This is a genomic window from Halomonas campaniensis (genome assembly GCF_002211105.1).
GTDB lineage: Bacteria > Pseudomonadota > Gammaproteobacteria > Pseudomonadales > Halomonadaceae > Vreelandella > Vreelandella campaniensis_A.
The window spans coordinates 70498-94938 of record NZ_JPUA01000049.1 but is presented as its reverse complement, the minus strand read 5'-3'; the positions used below and the strand labels follow the sequence as shown (position 1 = coordinate 94938).

General features: G+C 56.3%; 17 protein-coding genes and 4 tRNA genes. 6 read left to right on the top strand and 15 right to left on the bottom strand.

Annotated elements, in window-relative coordinates; translation table 11 throughout:
• Nucleotides 1-142: 142 nt before the first annotated feature.
• From rpoC to JI62_RS21105, 14 genes are all read right to left on the bottom strand, one after another.
• A complete protein-coding gene (gene rpoC / locus JI62_RS21170; RefSeq protein WP_088702072.1) occupies nt 143-4357 on the bottom strand; it encodes a DNA-directed RNA polymerase subunit beta' in 4215 nt (1404 codons plus the stop codon).
• A 10-nt stretch (nt 4358-4367) separates the two neighbouring features.
• Nucleotides 4368-8444, bottom strand: coding sequence for a DNA-directed RNA polymerase subunit beta (gene rpoB, locus JI62_RS21165; RefSeq protein ID WP_088702071.1), 4077 nt, complete (start codon nt 8442-8444; stop codon nt 4368-4370).
• Nucleotides 8445-8791: 347 nt separating this feature from the next.
• Nucleotides 8792-9160, bottom strand: a complete 369-nt coding sequence (gene rplL, locus JI62_RS21160; RefSeq protein WP_088702070.1) for a 50S ribosomal protein L7/L12 — start codon at nt 9158-9160, stop codon at nt 8792-8794.
• Between the two features lie 112 nt (nt 9161-9272).
• Complete coding sequence (rplJ, locus tag JI62_RS21155; RefSeq protein ID WP_088702069.1) at nt 9273-9773, bottom strand: 50S ribosomal protein L10; 501 nt, start codon at nt 9771-9773, stop codon at nt 9273-9275.
• Between the two features lie 323 nt (nt 9774-10096).
• A complete protein-coding gene (gene rplA, locus JI62_RS21150; protein WP_088702068.1) occupies nt 10097-10789 on the bottom strand; it encodes a 50S ribosomal protein L1 in 693 nt (230 codons plus the stop codon).
• Between the two features lie 2 nt (nt 10790-10791).
• Complete coding sequence (gene rplK / locus JI62_RS21145; protein WP_007112017.1) at nt 10792-11223, bottom strand: 50S ribosomal protein L11; 432 nt, start codon at nt 11221-11223, stop codon at nt 10792-10794.
• Nucleotides 11224-11355: 132 nt separating this feature from the next.
• Nucleotides 11356-11889 (bottom strand): transcription termination/antitermination protein NusG, encoded by a 534-nt coding sequence (nusG, locus tag JI62_RS21140; RefSeq protein ID WP_088702067.1) that lies wholly within the window; start codon nt 11887-11889, stop codon nt 11356-11358.
• Nucleotides 11890-11897: 8 nt separating this feature from the next.
• The gene (gene secE, locus JI62_RS21135; protein WP_022520874.1) at nt 11898-12281 is read right to left on the bottom strand and encodes a preprotein translocase subunit SecE; all 384 of its coding nucleotides are present in this window, start codon (nt 12279-12281) and stop codon (nt 11898-11900) included.
• 73 nt (nt 12282-12354) lie between these two features.
• Nucleotides 12355-12430: transfer RNA gene (locus tag JI62_RS21130), tRNA-Trp, on the bottom strand.
• A gap of 196 nt (nt 12431-12626) precedes the next feature.
• Nucleotides 12627-12701 (bottom strand) — tRNA-Thr (locus JI62_RS21125).
• A 13-nt stretch (nt 12702-12714) separates the two neighbouring features.
• A tRNA-Gly gene (locus tag JI62_RS21120) sits at nt 12715-12788 on the bottom strand.
• Between the two features lie 106 nt (nt 12789-12894).
• Nucleotides 12895-12978 (bottom strand) — tRNA-Tyr (locus tag JI62_RS21115).
• A 118-nt stretch (nt 12979-13096) separates the two neighbouring features.
• Nucleotides 13097-13936: a type III pantothenate kinase gene (locus JI62_RS21110; protein WP_088702066.1), complete on the bottom strand. Its 840-nt coding sequence runs from the start codon at nt 13934-13936 to the stop codon at nt 13097-13099.
• Entirely contained in the window at nt 13933-14928 is a 996-nt protein-coding gene (locus JI62_RS21105; RefSeq protein WP_088702065.1) for a biotin--[acetyl-CoA-carboxylase] ligase, read from the bottom strand. Before JI62_RS21105 ends, JI62_RS21110 begins: the two co-directional genes overlap by 4 nt.
• Nucleotides 14929-15158: 230 nt before the next feature.
• On the opposite strand from JI62_RS21105, the gene typA reads away from it, so the two are divergent.
• The 6 genes from typA to JI62_RS21075 all read left to right on the top strand — a co-directional run bounded on the left by typA (nt 15159) and on the right by JI62_RS21075 (nt 22674).
• Nucleotides 15159-17009 (top strand): translational GTPase TypA, encoded by a 1851-nt coding sequence (gene typA, locus JI62_RS21100; RefSeq protein WP_088702064.1) that lies wholly within the window; start codon nt 15159-15161, stop codon nt 17007-17009.
• Nucleotides 17010-17268: 259 nt separating this feature from the next.
• A complete protein-coding gene (locus JI62_RS21095; RefSeq protein ID WP_088702063.1) occupies nt 17269-18714 on the top strand; it encodes a sodium-dependent transporter in 1446 nt (481 codons plus the stop codon).
• 49 nt (nt 18715-18763) lie between these two features.
• Nucleotides 18764-19534, top strand: a complete 771-nt coding sequence (locus JI62_RS21090; protein WP_088702062.1) for an ABC transporter ATP-binding protein — start codon at nt 18764-18766, stop codon at nt 19532-19534.
• Between the two features lie 74 nt (nt 19535-19608).
• Complete coding sequence (locus tag JI62_RS21085; protein ID WP_088702061.1) at nt 19609-20328, top strand: ABC transporter ATP-binding protein; 720 nt, start codon at nt 19609-19611, stop codon at nt 20326-20328.
• Nucleotides 20329-20344: 16 nt separating this feature from the next.
• A complete protein-coding gene (locus JI62_RS21080) occupies nt 20345-21349 on the top strand; it encodes a branched-chain amino acid ABC transporter permease (RefSeq protein WP_088702060.1) in 1005 nt (334 codons plus the stop codon).
• Nucleotides 21349-22674 (top strand): branched-chain amino acid ABC transporter permease, encoded by a 1326-nt coding sequence (locus JI62_RS21075; protein ID WP_088702059.1) that lies wholly within the window; start codon nt 21349-21351, stop codon nt 22672-22674. The genes JI62_RS21080 and JI62_RS21075 overlap by 1 nt, the downstream gene beginning before the upstream one ends.
• Nucleotides 22675-22786: 112 nt before the next feature.
• On the opposite strand, the gene JI62_RS21070 is transcribed toward JI62_RS21075, so the two are convergent.
• Nucleotides 22787-24418, bottom strand: a complete 1632-nt coding sequence (locus JI62_RS21070; protein WP_088702058.1) for a dihydroxyacetone kinase subunit DhaK — start codon at nt 24416-24418, stop codon at nt 22787-22789.
• Between the last annotated feature and the right edge of the window lie 23 nt (nt 24419-24441).

The following is a 24441-nucleotide window of genomic DNA, read 5'->3' as shown; positions in this document are numbered from 1 at the left end:
CCACTGTTAAAGGCTGCGCATTCTAAAGGCTGACCCTAGGTCGCGTCAAGCCTTGCCGGCGGTTTTACCGGCAAGGTGTCGCTTTTTCAGGTCAGCTACTCGTTTTACTTACTCATATTACCTACTGCTTTAGGCGCCAGACCTACAGCTCATCGTCAGAGTCGAGAGCGGTCAACTGAGCACCCAGCTCCTGTTCGACTTCGGTAGCCGAAGGATTGAACAGTTGCTCTACGTCTTCGCGCTTGCGACGACGCTCTGCGTGGTGAGTCAAGCCCGTACCCGCGGGTATCAGGCGACCAACCACCACGTTTTCTTTCAGGCCGCGCAGGTAATCGCGCTTGCCTGTCACCGCTGCTTCGGTCAATACGCGGGTTGTCTCCTGGAAGGAGGCCGCGGAAATGAACGACTCGGTGGCCAGGCTGGCCTTAGTGATACCCAGCAGCATACGCGAATACTTGGCCGGGAATTTCTTCTCTTTTTCAAGCCGCTCGTTCTGCTCCAGTACGCGAACCAGTTCTGCCTGGTCGCCCGTAATGAAGTCAGAGTCACCCGAATCGGTGATCTCTACTTTGCGCAGCATCTGACGCACAATCACTTCGATGTGCTTGTCGTTGATGCCTACGCCCTGCAGACGGTAAACGTCCTGCACTTCGGCAGTGATGTACTTGGCGAGCTCCTCAACACCCAGCAAGCGCAGGATATCGTGCGGGTTGCTCGGGCCATCGGAAATTACCTCGCCCTTCTCGACGGTTTCGCCTTCGAAGACCGCGATTTGACGCCACTTCGGAATCAGCGCCTCAAACGGATCGCCAGACTCCGGCGTAATGGTCAGGCGACGCTTGCCTTTGGTCTCTTTACCGAAGCTGACCACACCGCTGATCTCGGCCAGGATCGAGGACTCTTTCGGCTTACGCGCTTCGAACAAGTCAGCTACCCGCGGCAGACCACCCGTGATGTCTTTGTTCGCCGAGGCTTCTACCGGGATACGCGCAACCACCTCACCCACACCGATAGTGACGCCATCATCGACGGAGATAATGGAGTTACCCGGCAGCAGGTACTGAACCGGGGTGTTAGAGCCCGATACAGAGACGTACTCACCCGCGCTATCCTGCAGCATCACCATCGGGCGCTTGTCGCGACCCGCCATGGGGCGGGCTGCAGACTCGATCACCTCGATAGAGGAGAGGCCGGTCATTTCATCGACGCTGCGGTGCATGGTGACACCCTCGTCGAGATCGATGAACTGTGCCTTACCTTCTACTTCAGCAACGATCGGGTGAGTGTGCGGATCCCATTTGGCAACGGTCGCACCTGCGTCGACCACGTCGCCGTCACGCACGGAGAGCTCTGCACCATAGGGCAGCTTATAGTACTCACGCTCACGACCGTGGTCGTCGGCAACGGCCAGGGCGCTAGAGCGCGAGACCACCACCAGCTTGCCGTCGGCACGCTCAACGTGCTTGATGTTGTGCAGGCGTACTTTACCGCCGTGCTTAACCTGTACGCTATCGGTCGCAGAGGAGCGCGATGCTGCACCACCGATGTGGAAGGTACGCATGGTCAGCTGGGTACCCGGCTCACCAATCGACTGTGCGGCGATAACACCAACGGCTTCACCGATGTTGACCTGATGACCACGGGCCAAGTCACGGCCGTAACAGGAGGCACACACGCCGTGTGCGGTCTCACAGGTGATCGTGGAGCGCACGACAATTTCGTCGACCCCCATGGTATCGAGCTCGGCACACCACTTCTCGTCGAGCAGAGTGCCTTTAGCGATCAATACTTCACCGCTGCCAGGGTGAACTACATCCTGAGCGACGACGCGACCAAGCACGCGCTGGGAAAGCGGTACAATGATGTCGCCGCCTTCGATGATCGGATGCAGAGTCAAACCATTTTCAGTGCCACAGTCGACTTCAGTGATGACCAAATCTTGCGCCACGTCGACCAGACGACGGGTCAGGTAACCGGAGTTGGCGGTTTTCAACGCCGTATCCGCAAGACCTTTACGCGCACCGTGGGTCGAGATGAAGTACTGCAGTACGTTCAGACCTTCACGGAAGTTGGCGACGATCGGCGTTTCGATGATCGAACCGTCCGGCTTGGCCATCAGGCCACGCATACCCGCCAACTGACGGATCTGGGCGGCACTACCACGAGCACCGGAGTCGGCCATGATGAAGACGCTGTTGAACGAGTCCTGCTCAACTTCGTTACCATCACGATCGATGACGGTCTCTTTAGAGATACCCACCATCATCGCCTTGGCGACTTTATCGTTGGCCTTGGACCAGATATCGATAACCTTGTTGTACTTCTCACCCGCTGTTACCAGGCCAGAAGAGAACTGGTCTTCGATCTCTTTAACTTCGGCTTCCGCTGCATCAACGATTTCAGTTTTTGCTTCAGGAATAACGAAGTCGTTAACACCGATTGAGGCGCCGGACCAGGTCGCCAGACGGAAACCGGTATACATCAGCTGGTCAGCGAAAATGACGGTCGGCTTGAGGCCAGCACGACGATAAACTTCGTTGATCAGGCTGGAAATCGCCTTCTTCTTCATCGGCTGGTCGATCAGCTCGAAGGGCACACCTTCGGGCAGAATGCGGAACAGCAGTGCACGGCCTACCGTCGTATCGTAAATACGGCGGTGGAAGCTACGCTCGCCGCTCTCTTCTTCGATATCGATTTCGTCCAGACGCACTTTGACCCGGGCGTGCAGCGATACTGATTGCGTACCGAAGGCGCGTTCGACCTCATTGAGATCAGAGAACACCATGCCTTCGCCTTTGGCGTTGATCTTTTCCCGGGTCATGTAGTAAAGACCCAGAACAACGTCTTGCGACGGTACGATGATCGGTTCGCCGTTAGCGGGCGACAGTACGTTGTTGGTGGCCATCATCAGCGCACGGGCTTCAAGCTGCGCTTCCAGCGTCAGCGGTACGTGTACCGCCATCTGGTCACCGTCAAAGTCGGCGTTATAAGCAGCACATACCAGCGGGTGCAGCTGAATGGCTTTACCTTCGATCAGCAGCGGCTCAAACGCTTGGATACCCAGACGGTGAAGCGTGGGGGCGCGGTTGAGCAGTACCGGGTGCTCGCGGATAACATCGGCGAGGATATCCCACACTTCCGGCAGCTCGCGCTCGACCATCTTCTTGGCGGCTTTGATCGTTGAGGCGTAGCCCAGCGACTGCAGCTTGGAGTAGATAAACGGCTTGAACAGCTCAAGGGCCATTTTCTTGGGCAGACCACACTGGTGCAGACGCAGGGTCGGACCTACGGTAATTACCGAACGGCCCGAGTAGTCGACGCGCTTACCCAGCAGGTTCTGACGGAAACGACCCTGCTTACCTTTGATCATGTCGGCGAGCGATTTCAGCGGGCGCTTGTTGGAGCCCGTGATCGCGCGGCCACGACGACCGTTGTCGAGTAGCGCATCGACCGCTTCCTGGAGCATACGCTTCTCGTTGCGCACGATAATATCCGGCGCATTAAGATCAAGCAGACGCTTCAGGCGGTTGTTACGGTTGATCACACGACGGTAAAGGTCGTTAAGATCAGAGGTCGCGAAGCGGCCACCGTCCAGCGGTACCAGCGGACGCAGATCCGGCGGTAGCACGGGCAGGACTTCCATGACCATCCACGCCGGCGCGTTACCGGAGTGGTAGAAGGCTTCAAGCAGCTTCAAGCGCTTGGAGAGCTTCTTGATCTTGGTTTCGGAGTTAGTCTGCGGAATCTCTTCGCGCAGGTGGTTAATCTCTTCTTCCAGATCGATATCTTTAAGCAGTTCTTGAACGGCTTCGGCACCCATGCGGGCGTCGAAGTCATCACCGAACTCTTCCAGTGCTTCAAAGTACTGCTCGTCGTTCATCAGCTGACCACGCTCCAGCGTGGTCATGCCTGGATCGATAACGACAAAGCTTTCGAAATAGAGCACGCGCTCGATATCACGCAGGGTCATATCGAGGAACATGCCGATACGCGACGGCAGTGACTTCAAGAACCAAATGTGCGCCACCGGAGAGGCGAGCTCAATGTGCCCCATGCGCTCACGGCGCACGGCGGCTTTGGTTACTTCTACGCCACACTTTTCGCAGATGATACCGCGGTGCTTCATGCGCTTGTACTTGCCGCATAGGCACTCGTAGTCTTTTACCGGACCAAAGATCTTGGCGCAGAACAGGCCATCCCGCTCCGGTTTAAAGGTACGGTAGTTGATGGTCTCAGGCTTCTTCACCTCGCCAAACGACCAGGAGCGAATCATGTCCGGCGACGCCAGGGTAATCTTGATCGCGTCAAACTCTTCGGACTGAGACTGCGATTTGAGTACTTTCACCAAATCTTTCATGGGACGGCTCCTAGCTCTCTAACTCGATATCGATGCCCAGCGAGCGGATTTCCTTCACGAGTACGTTGAAGGATTCCGGCATGCCTGCCTGCATGGTGTGGTCGCCATCCACGATGTTTTTATACATCTTGGTGCGGCCTTCGACGTCGTCCGACTTGACGGTGAGCATCTCTTGTAGCGTGTATGCAGCGCCGTAAGCTTCCAGCGCCCACACTTCCATCTCACCGAAGCGCTGACCACCGAATTGCGCCTTACCACCCAAGGGCTGCTGGGTAACCAGCGAGTAAGAACCGGTAGAACGCGCATGCATCTTGTCGTCTACCAAGTGGTTAAGCTTCAGCATGTACATGTAGCCAACGGTGACCGGACGGTCAAAAGCGTCACCGGTACGGCCATCGAACAGGGCCATCTGACCCGACTCGGGAATGTCCGCCAGCTTCAACAGGTGCTTGATTTCATGCTCTTTGGCACCATCAAACACCGGTGTTGCCATCGGCACACCGCCTTTCAGGTTCTTCGCCAGGGCGATGATTTCGTCGTCGGTCAGGGAGTCAAGGTCTTCAACACGCGTACCTTGCGTATTGTAGATCTGCCCCAGGAAGTCACGAATCTCGGCTACTTGCTGACCGCGTGCATCGCGCAGCATGGCTTCGATCTTGACGCCCAAGCCACGTGCCGCCATACCCAAGTGCGTCTCAAGGATCTGACCGACGTTCATACGTGACGGTACGCCCAGCGGGTTAAGCACCACGTCAACCGGCTCGCCCTTCTCGTCAAACGGCATGTCTTCGATGGGCATAATCGCCGAGATAACACCTTTGTTACCGTGACGACCGGCCATCTTGTCACCCGGCTGGATGCGACGCTTGACGGCCATGTAGACCTTGACGATCTTCAGCACGCCCGGCGCGAGGTCATCGCCCTGGGTCAGCTTGCGCTTCTTGTCTTCAAAGCGCTCGTCCATCTCTTTGCGACGGGTTTCCAGCTGTTCGTCAGCCTGAGCCAGCAGTTCGTTAAACGACTCGTCCTGCAAGCGCAGCTTGAACCACTGCTGTCGCGGCAACTCATCCAGGTACGCTTCGTCGAGCACATCACCTTTCTTGAGGTTCGGACCGCCGTTAACGGCCTGACCTTCAAGGGTACGCTTTAGACGCTCAAAGGTGGCGTCTTCGGCAATACGGTAGGTCTCTTGGAGATCCTTACGAACTTCGTCCAACTGAGTGCGCTCGATTGACAGGGCGCGTGAGTCTTTCTCCACGCCGTCGCGAGTAAACACCTGAACGTCGATGACCGTACCTTTCATGCCGGTGGGGGCACGCAGCGAGGTGTCTTTAACGTCAGACGCTTTCTCGCCGAAGATGGCACGTAGCAGCTTCTCTTCGGGCGTCAGCTGGGTTTCACCCTTCGGCGTTACCTTACCGACCAGGATATCGCCCGGGCCAACTTCGGCACCGATATAAACGACGCCCGCTTCGTCCAACTTGGAGAGTGCAGACTCACCCACATTGGGAATATCGGAAGTAATCTCTTCTGAGCCCAACTTGGTGTCGCGAGACACACAGGTCAGTTCCTGAATGTGAATCGTGGTGAAACGGTCTTCTTGAACGACCCGCTCTGAAAGCAGAATCGAGTCCTCGAAGTTGTAGCCGTTCCAGGGCATGAACGCGATGCGCATATTCTGACCTAGCGCCAAGTCGCCCATATCCACCGACGGGCCGTCGGCGAGAATGTCGCCACGTGCCACGCTGTCGCCAGGCCGTACGATGGGGCGCTGGTTCATACAGGTATTCTGGTTCGAGCGGGTGTACTTGGTCAGGTTGTAGATATCAACGCCGGCTTCACCGCCGATGATTTCATCCTCATTGACCCGCACCACCACACGACGCGCATCAACGGAATCAATCACGCCGCCGCGATTGGCCACCGCACAGACACCGGAGTCACGGGCAACAAAGCGCTCCATGCCGGTACCTACCAACGGCTTATCAGCACGCAGGGTCGGCACCGCCTGACGCTGCATGTTAGAACCCATCAAGGCGCGGTTGGCGTCATCATGCTCCAGGAACGGAATCAATGCCGCTGCGACGGAGACCACCTGACGTGGCGATACGTCCATTAGCGTCACTTGTTCAGGACGCATAAAGGTCGTTTCACCGCGGTGACGAACCTGAACAAGGTCATCACTCAGCTTGTTGGACTCATCTACCGCTGCTGACGCCTGGGCGATAACAAAGTCGCCCTCTTCGATCGCCGAGAGGTGAACGATGTCGTCGGTCAACTGACGATCAACCACTTTACGGTACGGTGTTTCAAGGAAACCGTAGCTGTTGGTGTGGCTGTAAGTGGCCAGCGAGTTGATCAGACCGATGTTCGGGCCTTCTGGCGTTTCGATGGGGCATAGACGCCCGTAGTGCGTGGCGTGAACGTCACGTACTTCGAAACCAGCACGCTCACGGGTCAAACCACCGGGGCCGAGTGCCGACACACGACGCTTATGGGTAACCTCAGAGAGCGGGTTGTTCTGATCCATAAACTGGGAAAGCTGACTGGAACCGAAGAACTCCTTCACCGCCGCCGCGACGGGCTTGGCGTTGATCAAGTCTTGGGGCATCAGGCCTTCGCTTTCCGCCATGGAAAGGCGCTCTTTCACGGCACGCTCAACGCGTACCAGACCAACGCGGAACTGGTTCTCTGCCATCTCGCCAACGCAGCGAATACGGCGGTTACCCAGGTGATCGATATCGTCAACGTCACCGAAGCCGTTACGGATATTGATCAGCTCACGCAGCACATCAAGGATGTCTTTGCGATCCAGCACACCGGAGCCCGTGTCGGTATCACGACGCAGGCGACGGTTGAACTTCATGCGGCCAACGCCAGAGAGGTCGTAGCGGTCCTCAGAGAAGAACAGATTGTTAAACAGCGTCTCGGCAGACTCTTTGGTGGGCGGCTCGCCGGGGCGCATCATGCGGTAGATTTCCACCAGGGCTTCAAGCGCGGAGTTCGTCGCGTCCAGCTTCAAGGTATCGGAAATGAAGGAACCGCAGTCAAGATCGTTGGTGTAGAGCGTTTCCACCAGGGTAATGCCACCCTGAGCCATACGCTCAAGCACTTCAGGAGTGATCTCGGTATTGCAGGGGCAGATCAGCTCGCCGGTCTTGGAATCAATCTGATCTTTGGCCAGGGTTTTGCCGAACAGATACTCCATCGGCACATCCAGACGCTCAAGGCCGGCTTTTTCAAGCTGACGAATGTGCTTCTGGGTAATCCGGCGCCCCTCTTCAACGATCACATTACCTTCGCCATCCTTGATGTCGAACGTCGCGGTCTCACCGCGCAGGCGCGACGGCACCAGCTCCACAGAGAAACCGGATTTCTCGATGTGGAAGACGCTGGTTTCAAAGAACTCGGCGAGGATCTCTTCGGTGTTCATCCCCAGGGCACGCATCAGTACCGAGGCCGGCAGCTTGCGGCGACGGTCAATACGTACGAAGACGTTGTCTTTGGGATCAAACTCGAAGTCTAACCAGGAGCCACGGTAAGGAATCACGCGCGCTGAGTAGAGCAGCTTGCCGGAAGAGTGGCTCTTGCCTTTATCGTGATCGAAGAACACACCGGGCGAGCGGTGGAGCTGGGAGACGATTACCCGCTCAGTACCGTTGATCACAAAGGTACCGTTCTCAGTCATCAGGGGGATTTCCCCCATGTAGACTTCTTGCTCTTTAATATCTTTGATTGCTTTGTTCGAGGAGTCGCGATCATAGATGATCAAACGAACCTTGACGCGCAGCGGGGCTGAGTAAGTCACGCCGCGCAGCTGGCACTCCTTAACATCGAACGCCGGCGTACCAAAGCGGTAGCTGACATACTCAAGCGCTGCATTGCCGGAGAAGCTCTCAATCGGAAACACGGACTTGAATGCCGCGTGCAGACCGACCTCGTGACGCTCGTCGGGCGAACGATCTTGCTGGAGGAAGTCGTAATAGGAATCAAGCTGGATCGCCAGCAAGTAAGGCACATCCATCACTTGGGGCAGTTTGCCGAAATCCTTGCGGATGCGTTTTTTCTCAGTATATGAGTAAGCCATCTGTATTCCCCAGCTTGTTCACCATGGGTGACCGATGCGTGGTCATCGCTGCCCGGCGGGCTTCGTCAGACACAGACAGCAAGCTCCTAAATCGGTAGCTCGCCGTCGAAAATCTAGTTCGATAACTCAGTCGTCGATAACACTGTAGTCGATAACACTATCTTCAATAACGCCATCTTCAATAACGCTTTTACGTTTCTGTCGTGGCCACTCTCAATGAGCGGTACTGCTGTCGTTCATTCTCACCGACTGATCAACACCAGCTACAACAGAAAAAGGCCGGCAGCGGGATATCCCGCCGCCAGCCGTGGAAGCTTACGCAGCGCGTAAAGCCGTCCGCACAAGAATTACTTGAGCTCGACGGTTGCGCCCGCTTCTTCCAGCTTGGCTTTAGCTGCTTCAGCGTCGTCTTTAGACATGCCTTCTTTGATGGTCGCCGGAGCGCCGTCAACAGCGCCTTTAGCTTCTTTCAAGCCAAGGCCGGTGATCTCACGAACCGCTTTGATCACGTTAACTTTCTTGTCGCCAGCAGACGTCAGAACGACGTCAAACTCAGTCTGCTCTTCAGCAGCTTCGCCAGCAGCAGCCGGACCAGCCATCACAGCAGCAGCGGCAGAAACGCCGAATTTCTCTTCCATTGCTTCGATCAGCTCGACAACTTCCATTACGGTCATGTCGGCTACAGCATTGATGATATCGTCTTTAGACAGTGCCATTGTTTCATTCCTAACTTTGCGGGAGTCTCGGTCAGCCGAGGACTCAGGATTCATTGCTCGGTTCAGGCAGCGCACTGGTTAAACCATTGCCGCCACCTGCAAGAAAACCTGCTTAGGCGGCTTCTTGCTTCTGGTCGCGCAGTGCGGCCAGAGTACGAACCAGCTTGCCAGCGGAGGCTTCTTTCATTACCGACATCAACTTGGCAATTGCTTCGTCGTGAGTCGGTAGGGTTGCCAGACGGTCGATGTCAGCAGCCGGAATCAGCTCACCTTCGTAGGCCAACGCTTTTACTTCGAAGTTCTTGTCCGTTTTAGCAAACTCTTTGAACAGACGAGCGGCAGCGCCCGGATGATCAGTAGAGAAGGCCAACAACGTAGGACCAACGAAGCTATCGTTCAAGCACTCCCACTGAGTGCCCTCGAGAGCGCGGCGAGCCAGCGTGTTACGTACGACACGCAGCTCTACACCATTCTCGCGCGCCTGCTTGCGCAGATCGGTCATTTTACCAACCGTAACGCCGCGAGAATCAGCAACTACGACGGAGAGTGCGCCCTTGGCCGCTTCACTGACCTCGGCAACAATCGCTTTCTTGCCTTCAAGTGCTAGTGGCACAGTGATCACTCCTTCGTGCCGGAACCCAAGAAGGTTCCGGTGGTTACCATCTCTCCCCGCCGTGCTTTACAAAATGCGCTGCAAAGCGGGAAGCCTTGGGGATGGTGCTCACCAGAAAGCCGTTTAAAGCTTAACCAACTGGCGGCCACACCATCTGCGCAGGCGCTTCTGAGGCAATTAAGCCGCGCTGCTGAGTACGAACAAACGTACTGATCAAGCGCGGCACCTGCGGTCTTTGACGATGCCCAGTCCAGTGATAGCCACCAAACGGGGGACCGCAAAGTTCTTGCTCGGTTCCTACAAAAAAATCAACGATGACTCGCTTACGCGAAAGCAGAGTGATCGATTGTCAAACCCGGGCCCATGGTAGTAGACAGGGTCATTTTTTTGAAGTAAATGCCTTTAGACGAGCTCGGCTTGAGGCGCTTCAGGTCAGCAACCAGTGCTTCCAGGTTGCCGTTAATCGCTGAGGCGTCAAAATCCACTTTACCCAGGGTAGTGTGGATGATGCCGTTCTTGTCGGTACGGAAACGCACCTGACCCGCTTTGGCATTTTTAACCGCGGTCGCCACATCGGGCGTTACGGTGCCAACTTTCGGGTTAGGCATTAGGCCACGCGGACCTAGAATTTGACCTAGCTGACCTACAACGCGCATAGCATCGGGCGAAGCGATAACGACGTCAAAATCCATTACGCCTTTTTTCACTTGCTCAGCCAAGTCGTCCATACCCACGATGTCGGCGCCAGCTTCTTTAGCGGCATCGGCATTAGCACCTTGAGTAAAGACAGCAACGCGTACATCTTTACCGGTACCGTTAGGCATGACAGTAGCGCCACGCACCACCTGGTCAGATTTACGCGGGTCAACGCCCAGGTTGATGGCGACATCAACGGACTCTTTGAATTTAACAGTGGACAGCTCGGCGAGCAGCGCTACCGCCTCTTCAATAGAGTAGGCTTTAGTAGTGTCTACTTTTTCGCGAATAATTTTCGCACGCTTAGACAGTTTAGCCATGATCAGAGACCCTCCACGTTTAGGCCCATGCTGCGAGCACTGCCAGCAATGGTGCGTACAGCGGCATCGAGATTCGCAGCCGTCAAATCAGGCTCTTTGGTCTTGGCGATCTCTTCAAGCTGTTCACGCGTCACGGTGCCGACCTTCTTCTTGTTCGGCTCACCAGAACCCGACTTGATACCAGCGGCTTTTTTCAGCAGCACGGCAGCAGGCGGTGTCTTGGTGACGAACGTGAAGCTACGGTCTGAGTAAACAGTGATCACGACTGGCGTTGGCAGGCCTGGCTCAATTTCTTGAGTCGCGGCATTGAACGCCTTACAGAATTCCATGATGTTCACGCCGTGCTGACCCAGTGCAGGGCCTACCGGCGGACTTGGGTTGGCTTTACCTGCAGCAACCTGCAGTTTGATATAAGCCTGTACTTTCTTGGCCATCTTTAATACTCCAGTTGGGTAATAGCGCCCGAAGGCTCCCCGGTACCAGTGAAACGGCTGACCAGCCATCCCACACGAATTAAAACCTACTGCTTACTGACTATTCGCTACTAACTATTTACCACTCACCTGTTACTCTTTCTCAACCTGAGAAAACTCTAACTCAACAGGTGTAGAGCGCCCGAAGATCAGCACGCTGACATGCAGGCGGCTCTTTTCGTAGTTCACTTCTTCGACAACACCGTTGAAATCGGCAAACGGCCCATCAACAACACGCACTGACTGACCCGGCTCAAACATCGTTTTAGGCCGCGGCTTATCAGTACCGTCTTTTACGCGCATCAGAATCGCATCTGCTTCACGCGCCGTAATGGGCGCAGGCTTCTCTTTGGTGCCGCCGATAAAGCCCATCACGCGGGGCGTTTCATTGACGAGGTGCCATGTCTCATCGGCCATTTCCATCTCGACCAGCACATAGCCAGGATAGAACTTACGCTCACTCTTGCGACGCTTGCCGTCACGCATTTCGACGACTTCTTCTGTCGGCACCAGAATTTCGCCGAAGCGATCTTCCATACCGTACATTTTCACACGCTCAATAAGTGAGCGCATGACATGCTTTTCAAAGCCAGAATAAGCGTGAACGACGTACCAACGTTTGGACATGAAAGCTCCTAACCAATGACGCCGGACATCGCCCAGCCAAGAAGAGTGTCGATCAACCACAGCATTAGCCCGACCACCAGAACGGCCACCAACACAATGGCGGTGGTCTGAATGGTTTCGGGACGGGTCGGCCATACAACGCGCTGAATCTCTTTCTTGGCGCTTCTGGCAAGCTCTACTAAATCACGACCCTTGGTAGTGGTTAGCGCAATCAAACCCGCAATCACACACAACACCACTACGCCAAGCACGCGGTAGAGCAGGCCAATATCGGCGAAATAGGTATTACCAACAACAGCAACGACAAGCAGCGCTACGACCGCCGCCCACTTGAGCCCGTCATGGCGCGTCTGTTGCACCTCGGCGCCATGTTTTACAGAACCAGGCTTCATAAAAACGAGACTCCTCAGGGTACGGCGAACGATAAAAGAATTTTGGAAAAAGACATACCAACCTGGGGAAGGTTGGCAGGCCAGGAGGGAATCGAACCCCCAACCTGCGGTTTTGGAGACCGCTGCTCTGCCAATTGAGCTACTGGCCTGTATCGTCGTACTGACTTTCTACATTTGCTTCTTAACTTCTGCCGACAAGCGTCTTTCCAATCGCCTATACAACAGCGGGCGCCATGGTAGCGGAGAAACCCGCCCCTGACAACCCCTTCTTTACGCTCAAGCGTCGTATAAACCACCTAAACGCAGAGACAAAAAAAGCGAGCTTCGCTCGCTTTATCTGCAATATGGAGCTCATGGACGGAATTGAACCGTCGACCTCACCCTTACCAAGGGTGTGCTCTACCCCTGAGCTACATGAGCCAAACACATCAACTGGAGCGGGCGGCGGGAATCGAACCCGCACCATCAGCTTGGAAGGCTGAGGTTCTACCATTGAACTACGCCCGCAGAACTTGCCTATAGAATGACAATCCGCTGCACGAGAAACAGTAGCTAACGCCCGCTTACCGGCTTTTCATTCCCAAACACCGAGAAGCTCAGCGCTTGATAAATCTGGTGGAGAGGGAAGGATTCGAACCTTCGAAGCTTTCGCGGCAGATTTACAGTCTGCTCCCTTTGGCCACTCGGGAACCTCTCCAACTGTGGCGGCACATTATGCCAGCCTTCAAAACAGTGTCAAGCTAGATATTTACTTAATTTATCGTAGCTTGGATGCCAGGGCACCTTCTGCCTGTCTTGGAACGCGCTGCATTCTGTCAAAGCAGCATGGAGAATGCAAGTGCCGCGCGAATCTTTTCTAGCGCCACGGGCTCAGGCACCCGCGGTGCGCCCGACATTTTACCCGCTCGCTCGGCGAAGGTCATCGGAAAGCACGCCTCCAAGCCGCCGTAAACCATATCCGGCCACACCGCATGGGGCACCTGCACGCCTCGCGAAACAACTCGCGCATCGCCCCCTGTCAACAGCATTGGCAGCGCCACACCCTCTTGATCACACACTTCGCTATAAATGCGATTAATGGCACTGACGGCGGCCATATAAATACCATGGTTAACCGCATCAACGGTTCGCCGACCTGGCTCTAACAACTCATCGGCCTCGCTTTCAGGGTCAATGGCCACATTGCGGGTGCCAAGCTTCAGACTCTCTTTCATCAGCCGCAGACCAGGGATAATAAAGCCACCCAGGTGCTGGCCACCTGGCAGCACAAAGTCGATCGTTATCGCGCTGCCGCAATCCACCGCACAGCAACCGCCCGCTAACTGATACCCCGCCAGCGCCCCCATCCAGCGATCAACACCCAGACGGCCCGGCTCTTCGTAGCCGTTAACTACGCCTAGCGCTTCTTGGGTAGAGTGGGCCACATGGACATGACGCACCCGGCGGCGCAGCAAAGCGACCGTTTCTTCCAGTACGGCCGCCCTGGCAACGCTGGATATCCGCACCGCCTCGACCACGTCAAGATCGGGAATATCGGCCCCTGGACGCCACTCTTCCCGGGTCCACACTGCCCCCCGGGAGCGTATCTCGCTACTCTCGGCATCCTTGAGCCGCCACTTGGACAGCGTGTTGCCGATATCAAGATCCAGAATCATAAACGCCTGCGCACGCTGATCTCACCGCCGGCTAGGCGTCGCGAGTGACCATTTTCGGTAACCCAGAGGTTACCACTCTCATCCACTTCTCCGGCGACGGCATCGCTGACCTGCTCTCCCTGAATCACCCGAATCGGCAGCCCGGCATAGGCGTGGCGTTCATTCCAGGCATCACGCCAGGCACCAAAACCATCCTGCTCAAAGGTAGCCAGCATGGCCAACAGACCTGCCACCTCCTCTGAAGCCAACTGATTGCGCGAGATATCCGGCAGTCGCTCGAAAAGCGCCGCCACGGGCTGGTCGATAGCGGCTCGTTGCGCTTCGGGCAACCAGAGATTCATACCAATACCGATAACCACCTCGCAGGGGCCTGCCGCATCCCCGGTCACTTCGATAAGAATACCAGCCAGTTTGCCTAACTCGTCGCCTGGGCCATCCCCCTGTTCGGAGAGCAGAATATCGTTAGGCCACTTAAGCTTCGGCGCCACTCCGTGCCGCTCAAGCACTTGGGCAACGACGACGCCTACCGCCAAGCTCAATCCCTCCAGCACCGCAATACCCGACTCAAAGCGCCAGCCCAGCGAGAGCATGAGGCTCTGCCCCCAGGGCGTCGACCAAACGCGCCCCCGGCGTCCACGCCCCGCTGTCTGCAGCTCAACCAAGCACACTTCGCCATGCCCTGCGCCCTGCTCAAAGCGTTGGCGCAGATACTCATTGCTGGAGGGTAACTGATCTTCAACAAACAGGCGCGCAAGGTGGTGGCGCGCCTGAGCGGGCAACTGTGCAACGATTTTGGCGCCCTCCAAGGGCTCCAGTCGTTGCGCCAGCTGATAGCCACGGCCTTTCACCGCAACTATCTCCACCCCCAGTGCTTCCAGTTTTTTTAACTGTTTCCACACCGCCGCACGAGAAATACTCAGCGTTTCACCCAGTTGCTCGCCAGAGTGAACCTCGCCATCGCTTAACAAACGCATCAGGTTGCCGATGGTCATGCTCCTGCCCCAGTGGGAAAAGCGCTAGTCTAGCGGATGCTGGATCATGGCGAAAACATTCCTAGACCAAGGTTGATATGGGAGGCAGTAATATCAGCGAAGCCTTTGGCATGGTAGAATGGCTATTGGACGCAAGCCCTGAGCCAAGATGGTCGGCAAATTGCCAGCCCTTGCGACCCGCATTTTCCGACCCGTGGACAAACGGGTGTTCACAAGAGTTCTCTCTCAGCATGCAAAACCAGCAAAACTCCAGCGCGGTTAATAACCTGCGCAACGTCGCGATCATAGCCCACGTTGACCATGGTAAAACCACACTGGTCGACAAACTCCTGAGCCAGTCCGGCACCCTTGACCGTAAAGCAGAAGGTCAAGAGCGCATCATGGACTCAAACGATCAGGAAAAAGAGCGTGGCATTACCATTTTGGCCAAGAACACGGCCATTCAGTGGCAAGACAGCCAGGGTAACGGTTACCACATCAACATTGTGGATACACCTGGGCACGCCGATTTCGGTGGCGAGGTTGAGCGCGTTATGTCGATGGTCGATTCGGTGCTACTGCTAGTAGACGCCGTTGATGGCCCGATGCCGCAAACCCGCTTTGTGACCCAGAAAGCCTTCGCCCAAGGCCTGCGGCCGATCGTGGTAGTCAACAAAATTGACCGCCCCGGCGCACGTCCTGACTGGGTGATCGACCAGATTTTCGATCTGTTCGACAATCTTGGCGCGTCTGATGAACAGCTCGATTTCCCGATCATCTACTGCTCTGCCCTAAACGGCATTGCCGGTATGGATCCTGAAGAGCTGGCGGACAACATGGATCCCATGTTCCAGGCCATCGTCGATATCGTTGAGCCGCCCCAGGTTGAGCTCAACGGCCCCTTCCAGATGCAGATCTCTGCACTGGATTACAACAGCTACGTAGGCGTTATCGGTCTTGGCCGCATCAAGCGCGGCGCAGTGAAACCGAACCAGCAGGTGTCGGTAATCGGCGTTGATGGCAATGTGCGTAAGGGCAAAATCGGTCAGGTCATGACCCATATGGGCCTTGAGCGCGTGCAGACCAACGAAGCCACCGCCGGCGACATCGTCTGTGTTACCGGCATCGACGATCTGTCTATTTCCGATACGCTATGCGATCCGGCCAAGGTCGAGGCGCTGCCGCCGCTATCCGTCGACGAACCGACCGTTTCAATGACCTTCCAGGTCAACGATTCACCGTTCGCCGGTAAAGATGGCAAGTTTGTGACCAGCCGCAATATCAAAGATCGCCTTGATCAAGAGCTGATTCACAACGTGGCACTGCGCGTTGAGCAGGGCGAAACCCCTGAGAAGTTCAAGGTTTCTGGGCGTGGCGAACTGCACCTGTCGGTGCTGATCGAAACCATGCGCCGTGAAGGCTTTGAGCTGGCCGTAGGCCGTCCTGAAGTCATCATCAAAGAGATCGACGGTGAGAAGCAGGAGCCCTACGAAGAGGTCATCATCGACTGTGAAGAGCAGCACCAAGGCTCAATCATGGAAGAGCTGGGCTACCGTAAAGGTGAGATGACCAACATGCTGCCGGACGGTAAAGGACGGGTACGCCTGGACTTCATCATTCCTGCTCGTGGCTTGATCGGTTTCCGCGGCCAGTTCCTGACCCTGACCTCAGGCACCGGTATTCTGACAAGCCGCTTTGATCACTACGGCCCGCTGAAGCCTGAAGCCTCTATCGAGCGTCGTAACGGCGTGCTGGTTTCGATGGTGGACGGAAAAGCCCTTGCCTATGCGCTGTATGCGCTGCAAGAGCGCGGCAAGCTGATTATCGATCACGCCACGGAAGTCTACGAAGGCATGCTGATCGGTATCAACAACCGCGCTAACGACATGGTGGTTAACCCCACCAAAGGCAAGAAGCTCGACAACATGCGCTCCACCGGTAACGATGAGAACATCGTATTGACCCCGCCGGTTAAGTTCTCCCTGGAGCAGGCCATCGAGTTCCTCGACTCTGACGAGCTCGTCGAAGTCACGCCGGCACACATCCGCCTGCGTAAAAAGCTGCTGAAAGAGACAGAGCGTAAGCGTTACAGCAAGAAGTAACCCGGTCTCAGCAGTGAGTAACCAAAAACCCGCGAAAGCGGGTTTTTTTTATGTCTCATTGCCATGCTTCATGACCACTTCACAGCTGCCAAGATACTCCCCTAAACGCAGCCTAAACGCTAATACGCTGGAAAGGCGGCGCGTTCTATCGCACAGTAACGCTAAATTCGGCGCTTCCAAGGCACGCTGACATCGCTATATTCATACAGGCGTTTGGATACCACCCCATTCTGACGCCCAACTACGGACACTCTTACCCATGAGCGGTCATAACGTCTGGACGCATAAAGGCACTTTTCTTCTCGCCGCGGTTGGCTCCGCCGTCGGCTTGGGTAATCTTTGGCGCTTCCCCTACCTCACCGGTGAAAACGGTGGCGGTGCCTTTATACTGGTCTACGCGCTGACGATCTTCGCCGTCGGCATCCCGATTCTGATTGCCGAGATCATGTTGGGTCGCACCAGCCGCCAGAGCCCGATTATGGGCATGCGGCATCTGACCAAAACCCATGGCACCTCACGGGCCTGGGAAACCATCGGCTGGCTGGGCGCTGCCTCGGCGTTTTTGATTTTAAGCTTCTATTCGGTGATTGCCGGCTGGGCGATTCACTACACTTGGCTAATGCTGACCGGCTCACTGGTCGGCGCCGACGCACAGACCATTAGTACTGGCTTTGACGCTCTGCTGGCCGCTCCTGGCCTAATGACGCTCTATCACACCCTTTTCATTGCCGCGTCCGCGCTGATTGTCGGTATGGGTATTCATAAAGGTATCGAATCAGGCCTGCGCATTATGATGCCCGCGCTGTTTGTAATTCTGTTGGTGGTGCTGGCCTACGGCGTGATCAATGGCGATATAGGCGCCGCCGCCAGCTTCCTGTTCACTTTTAATATCGCCGACCTCAGCCTCGAGGGCTGGCTGCAGGCCATGGGCCAATCATTCTTCACTCTTAGCTTGGGGATGGGGGCCATCATGGCTTACGGCGCCTATATGCCCAGCAATGTCTCACTGACCCGCACCGCCTTTGCTGTCGCCATCGTCGATACCGCCGTCGCTATGGTGGCAGGCCTGGCCATTTTTGCCCTGGTGTTTGGCGCCGGGCTGGAAACCGGGCAAGGCCCTGGCCTGATGTTTGTTACCCTGCCGCTGGCATTTGCCGAGATGCCGTTTGGCGCGCTGGTCGGCGGTGTGTTCTTTATTCTGGTGCTCGGCGCCGCTATCAGTTCCTCTATTTCGCTGATCGAGCCGGTTGCCGCTTTCCTGGTGGAGCGCTTTGATATGACCCGGCCGCAGGCGGTCACGATTATGGTAATCGCCGCCTGGGCGATGGGCTTACTGACAGTGGTTAGCTTTAACCTCTGGGCCGAAGGAACGATCTTCCACACCCTCTTTGGGCGCACGGCTTTCGACTTTATCGAGCTACTGACCAATATCTTTATGCCGGTAGGCGGTCTGCTCATAGCGCTATTTGCAGGCTGGGCGCTAACCCAGAGCGAAGTGATGAAGGAGTTGGGCAGCAGTGTTGCCTGGTTTAAGCTATGGCGTTTTCTAGTGCGCTTTGTGGCACCTGCTGCCGTAGCCTTTGTGTTTTTACGCACCCTTCCTCAAGTGGAGGGCTACCTTATTCCCACTCTTGGCGCACTGCTCATTATCGGTGCCTTTGCAGCCAGCCAGCGGTGGCTAAAAAAACCACGACAAACAACTTAATAACAGTGCGCAGGCGGCTTTTTAGCCGCCTGCATCGCGTGGAGACACCATGACCCCTCTTATTGATGTACAGCGCGTCAACAAAGCGTTCGGCGGCCTGCAGGTAATTAACGACTGCTCCATTCAGGTGGAGACGGGCTCCATTACCGGTATGATCGGCCCTAATGGCGCGGGCAAATCCACCCTGTTTAACCTAATTGCCGGCGCTTTAGCCCCGGATAGCGGCCGCGTCCTTCTCAATGGTGAAGACATTACCGCGCTTAGCGCCGACCAGCGTTTTCACAAAGGCCTGCTGCGTACCTTCCAAATTGCCCACGAGTTCAGTCAGATGAGCGCGCTGGAGAACCTCATGATGGTGCCACCCCATCAATCGGGAGAAAGCCTTTTCAGCGCTTGGTTAAAGCCGGGCATAGTGCGCCAAGAAGAAGCCGAGGTGCGCCGCCGCGCTCTGGAGGTGATTGATTTCGTCGGCCTGTACCACGTGCGTAATGAGCTAGCGGGCAACTTGTCCGGCGGCCAGAAGAAACTCCTCGAACTTGGCCGCACCATGATGACCGACGCCAAAGTGGTTCTTCTTGATGAGATCGCCGCCGGGGTAAACCGTACGCTGTTAGGTGATTTGATCAGCAATATTGAGCGCCTGAACCGAGAGATGGGCTACACCTTTCTGGTCATTGAACACGATATGGAGATGATTGCTCGCCTCTGCGATCCAGTCATTGTGCTGGCCCAGGGCAGCGTGATGGTGGAGGGGCATATCAACGATATCCAGAACAATCCTGAAGTCATCGAGGCCTACTTCGGTACCGATGCCGCTTGAGTGTGACGTTTTCTTTATTTCCCAACTAATACAATGACGTCGCTGCCAAGCGACCTTGCTGGAATACTTTGCTTATGTCATCAACGACCAGGCCATTAATCGACGCACGGGATGTGCACGGCGGCTATGGCGGCATGAATATCCTTAATGGGGTCAACATGACGCTGGAAGCCGATGAGGTCGGTGTTATCGTCGGCCCTAACGGGGCAGGTAAATCCACCATGCTGAAAGCGGTCTTTGGCCTGCTGCATGTTAATCAGGGCGAGATACTGCTTAACGGCCAGCCAATCCAAAACCTGCCGCCTAACCAGCTAGTGCAGCGCGGCATGGGGTTTGTGCCCCAGGAGAAGAACGTTTTCCCCAGCCTTTCGGTGCAGGAAAACCTCGAGATGGGCGCCTTTTTAAAGCCGCAAAACGTCAAGCGTATGCTCGCTCAGGTGTATGAGTTTTTCCCACCGCTGTATGAAAAGCGCCGCCAGCCCGCCGGTGAGCTCTCCGGGGGGCAGCGCCAGATGGTCGCCATGGGGCGCGCCTTGATGGCCGAGCCCAGCTTGCTATTGCTCGATGAGCCCACCGCGGGGCTGTCGCCGCTTTACATGAATGAAATCTTCGACCGCGTCAAACAGATCAACGCCGCTGGCGTGGGTATTTTGATGGTGGAACAGAACGCCAAACAGGCCCTCGCGATCGCCGATAAAGGCTTTGTGCTGGCCGCTGGCCAAAACCGCTTTACCGACACTGGGGCAGCACTTCTTGCTGACCCGGATGTCGCCAAAAGCTTTTTGGGCGGCTAGCCCCAGGGAGATAGACGTGAACGAATTGGTTTTTTTTATTAACAATGTGGTGATCTCGGGCAGCGTAAGCGGCTCTATTTATGCCATCGGGGCCATTGGCGTAACGCTGATTTTCAGCATTATGCGCTTTGCCCACTTCGCCCACGCCGACATGATGACCTTCGGCGCCTTTATGGTGCTGCTGCTCACCACACTTTTCCCGGCAGCGGGCGCCAGCATTGGTGTGCCGACCGCGGTTCTAATGCTGCCGCTGGCGATGCTGCTGACTGCCGCCTTGGCAGTGGGGATCGACAAAACCTTTTACAAGCCGCTACGCGCCCATGGGGTCAAGCCGATCGTGTTAGTGATTGGATCACTGGGGGTCACGTTAATTTTGCAGGGTTTGATTCGCCTGTTTTCCGGTACCGGCGGGCAGAGCCTCTATGTGGATGATCGCAAAGAGATCTTTCGTCTGACGCTGCCCTTTGAGGGCGCTCGGGCGCCTATCGTGGTGACCGAACCGCAAATTTATCTGTTTGTGATTACCGTCGTCGCCGTGGTGGCGCTGCACCTTTTCCTTAACCGTTCACGATTAGGCAAGGCAATGCGCGCCATGTCGGATAATCCTGAGCTTGCCCAGGCATCGGGGATCAATACCAATACCATTGTGGCAGTCACCTGGATCATTGCGGGTGGCCTGGCTGCCATTGCAGGAACACTGCTCTCCCTGGATGTCACTTTCAAACCCGACTTAAGCTTCTTCCTGCTACTGCCTATCTTCGCTGCGGCCATTGTGGGCGGCGTTGGCCACCCTTACGGCGCCATTGTCGGTGGCTTTGTGGTCGGTTTTGCCGAAACCTTGGCGGTATTCAACTGGAACGTGCTATTGCGCCCCTTCCGCGACAGCCTGCCCACCTGGCTTGAACTACCTTCAAACCTAGCCTTCGTGGGAACCGAGTACAAAATTGTGGTGCCGTTTTTCATTCTGGTAGCCATTTTGGTGTGGCGTCCCACCGGACTCTTTAAGGGCAAGGTGATCTAATGAGCAATTCAGAAAAAACCCGCAACCCTGCCTACACTCCCCAAGACGCCACGCCTGCCCGTCGCTTCCCGCTGCGTGAACTGATCCTGTTTGGTGTGCTGCTCGTAGCGATTTTGGCGGTGTACGCCATCATGGGCGCCGCCTACAGCACACGCATGCTGGTAGAGGCCGCCTGCTACGCCATCCTTGCACTGGGCTTAACCATACAGTGGGGCTACGCGGGGCAGTTTAATGCCGGGGTAATGGGCTTTGTCGCCCTGGGCGGCTTCTGTGCGATGTTCTTCAGCGTACCGGTCAACGATGCCTTCTGGGGCACGGCGCTACCCGGTGAATTTGGCCGCGTATTGCTGTATGGCGCTGCCGCCATCCTGCTGATCGTTGGCGCCAGCAAGCTGGATCGACTGGGCGTACCCAAGCCCCTGCGTACGTTTATCGCGGTGGTGTTGGCTGTCGTGCTTTACCTTGTGGTGATTAGCCAGCTGCGCGAAGTCACTGATGCGATTGAAAACCAGGCAGGCTTTGTCGGTGGGCTTGGCTTACCGCCTTGGATCGGCTGGATTGTTGGTGGCGCCTTGGCGGGTGGCGTTGGCTACTTTATTGGCCATATCTGTCTGGGTTTACGCAGCGACTATCTGGCCATTGCCACCCTGGGCATAGCCGAAATCATCAAAGCATTTTTGAAAAACTCTGACTGGCTTACCCGCGGCACCGCCACGGTTTCCCCGCTACCCTGGCCCACCCCGGGGCCTGCTGAATTGGGCTTTACGCTCTCCAGAGCGATCTACCTTTCGTTTACCGCGGTGATCATTGCGGTGATCTTCTTTCTGCTCAATCGCGCCTATAACGCACCTTGGGGACGTATGATCCGAGCGATTCGCGATAACGAAGTCTCCGCTGCGGCGATGGGCAAAGACATCAATAAACGGCGTCTGGAGATCTTCGTGCTGGGCTGCATTCTGATGGGCTTAGGCGGCGGCATACTGGGCACCTTCAACAGCCTCTTCGACCCTCAAGGCTACCTGCCGCTTAACCATACCTTCCTGGTGTTGGTGATGGTGATACTTGGCGGGCCGGGCAATAACCTGGGCACCATTTTTGGCGCTGTGGCGGTGTATATCATCTGGATTATGTCTGAGCCCCTGGCGCTGTTCTTAATGCAGTTAGCGGTGGCCTTTGGCGAAGGCGCGTTCGGTTGGGATGCACCGGGCAATATGGATAGCCGCGCCCTACAGGCACGGGTGCTGGTGATTGGCCTGTTGATCACAATGGTGCTGCGCTTTGCGCCCAAAGGCCTGCTACCCGAGAAGATCAAAAGCCACAGTTGATGGGACACTTGGTATGACTGGCGTGCAGTGCCCCCAGGTAGCAGCGTTTGCGGGGCACTGCACGCAGTGATGGTCGCCCAACTCTGGCGCGATACTGGTGCTAACGATCACGCTACTCCGCTGATTGCGCTTCCAGCTCTTCGAACAATCGCGCCACTGCTTCAGCGCCGGGATCAATATGCCCCCGGAGCTGTTCGGCGTTGATATAGGCGGCACGCCCCGCGTTTGCTTTTATAATGGTAGCGGTATGAGTTGCCCCTTTTCTCGCCGCTCTGGCGGCGGAGGCGGTGCTATCGTCGAGGGCATCCAGGGCGGGTTTGAGAGCATCCACCATGGTTCTGTCGCCTAACTTCGCGCCCCCAATTTGCTGCATCCGATTGAGCCCCTCCTTCAGCGCAGCGACCCTGGGTAGTCCGCTGGACGCAGCATCTCCTGCCGCGGAGAAGAAGATAGCCAGCAGCACACCAGAGGAGCCGCCCATGGTCTGGCTAAGCGCCTGCCCTATGGCGCGGTAAAGCTGGGGATGATCGGCCAGGGGCATTCTATCCAGCGCGTTTAACAGGGCTCTTGCAGCTCCAGCGAGGGTTGATCCGGTATCACCGTCACCGGACTTGGCATCCAGTGAATTCAGATCCGCTTCGGAGTCGATCAGCACCTGACACCACCTCGTCAGCAAGTTGGCTGTCTGATCATGCCAGGAAGGAGTAGGTTGAATAGGCAGTAAGCCGTCAGGAAGCTCTCGTAGAATGATTGGCCTGATGCGCTTGCAGCCAGGCCAGGCGCTGGGGCCACAGGTCGCAGCGAGTAAGGCTTCATCATCCTGGGCGAGCGGATAAACCGATACGGAAAACCCCTGCATGGCCAGTGACGTCATCATGGGCGCTGGCCCGACGATGAGTTTCAGGCGGCTGGCAATGGAAGACGTCAGAAGCTCGTTGGCGAGTACCGACATTTCCAGTGCCGACGCGCCGCCGAGGTTGTTAAGCAGAACCGCATGGGGCTGTTTATCCATGACGGTGGCCAGCTTTTCGGCTACGGCGGCAATGGCGTTTTTCGCGCCGTCGCAAGTAATCTGCTCAACCCCTGCCTCGCCATGGATGCCAAGCCCGAGCTCCGCCATCCCAGGGGGAATGCGTTGCTCTTTGGGCGAGCCGGGCACGCGACAGGTATCCAATGACATGCCGATGCTGTGGGTGTTGGCGATCACCCGCTCAGCGGCTTTGGTCAGGGTTTCAAGATCGGCATCCTGTTCGGCCAATGCCCCGGCTATCTTATGAACAAAGAGTGTGCCCGCCACACCTCGTGCCTGCGGGAGGTCGGGCAAGGCAATGTCATCGTCGACCACCACCATGCCCACCTTGTGTCCTAAGGCACGGGCACGCTCGGCTGCCAGCCCGAAATTCAGGCGGTCGCCCGTATAATTCTTGACGATCAGCAAGCAGCCCGCCGATCCGGTAACCGCCAGTATTGCGGCTAGAACCGCATCGACCGATGGTGAGGCGAAGACGTCACCGCAGACAGCCGCGGTTAGCATGCCCTTGCCGACGAAGCCGGCATGGGCCGGTTCGTGACCAGAGCCACCGCCAGAAACCAACGCCACTCGGGACTTATCCCAGTCGGCCCGCACCACCACTCGAATATGAGGATAGCCATCCAGGCGTGCCAACTGGCCATCGGATGTCCTGATAAGTCCGTCGATCGCGTCGGTGACGGCGTCTTCTTTGCTGTTGATAAAGTGCGTCATGATCTCGCCACCTCTCCTTGTTC

Bases quoted from the DNA above. Each gene is read 5' to 3' on its own strand.
- JI62_RS21085 (WP_088702061.1), top strand. From the start codon at position 19,609: ATGTCATCAACGACCAGGCCATTAATCGACGCACGGGATGTGCACGGC.
- JI62_RS21090 (WP_088702062.1), top strand. From the start codon at position 18,764: ATGACCCCTCTTATTGATGTACAGCGCGTCAACAAAGCGTTCGGCGGC.
- JI62_RS21095 (WP_088702063.1), top strand. From the start codon at position 17,269: ATGAGCGGTCATAACGTCTGGACGCATAAAGGCACTTTTCTTCTCGCC.
- JI62_RS21070 (WP_088702058.1), bottom strand. From the start codon at position 24,418: ATGACGCACTTTATCAACAGCAAAGAAGACGCCGTCACCGACGCGATC.
- JI62_RS21075 (WP_088702059.1), top strand. From the start codon at position 21,349: ATGAGCAATTCAGAAAAAACCCGCAACCCTGCCTACACTCCCCAAGAC.
- secE (WP_022520874.1), bottom strand. From the start codon at position 12,281: ATGAAGCCTGGTTCTGTAAAACATGGCGCCGAGGTGCAACAGACGCGC.
- nusG (WP_088702067.1), bottom strand. From the start codon at position 11,889: ATGTCCAAACGTTGGTACGTCGTTCACGCTTATTCTGGCTTTGAAAAG.
- rpoB (WP_088702071.1), bottom strand. From the start codon at position 8,444: ATGGCTTACTCATATACTGAGAAAAAACGCATCCGCAAGGATTTCGGC.
- typA (WP_088702064.1), top strand. From the start codon at position 15,159: ATGCAAAACCAGCAAAACTCCAGCGCGGTTAATAACCTGCGCAACGTC.
- rplK (WP_007112017.1), bottom strand. From the start codon at position 11,223: ATGGCCAAGAAAGTACAGGCTTATATCAAACTGCAGGTTGCTGCAGGT.
- JI62_RS21110 (WP_088702066.1), bottom strand. From the start codon at position 13,936: ATGATTCTGGATCTTGATATCGGCAACACGCTGTCCAAGTGGCGGCTC.
- JI62_RS21105 (WP_088702065.1), bottom strand. From the start codon at position 14,928: ATGACCATCGGCAACCTGATGCGTTTGTTAAGCGATGGCGAGGTTCAC.
- rpoC (WP_088702072.1), bottom strand. From the start codon at position 4,357: ATGAAAGATTTGGTGAAAGTACTCAAATCGCAGTCTCAGTCCGAAGAG.
- rplL (WP_088702070.1), bottom strand. From the start codon at position 9,160: ATGGCACTGTCTAAAGACGATATCATCAATGCTGTAGCCGACATGACC.
- rplA (WP_088702068.1), bottom strand. From the start codon at position 10,789: ATGGCTAAACTGTCTAAGCGTGCGAAAATTATTCGCGAAAAAGTAGAC.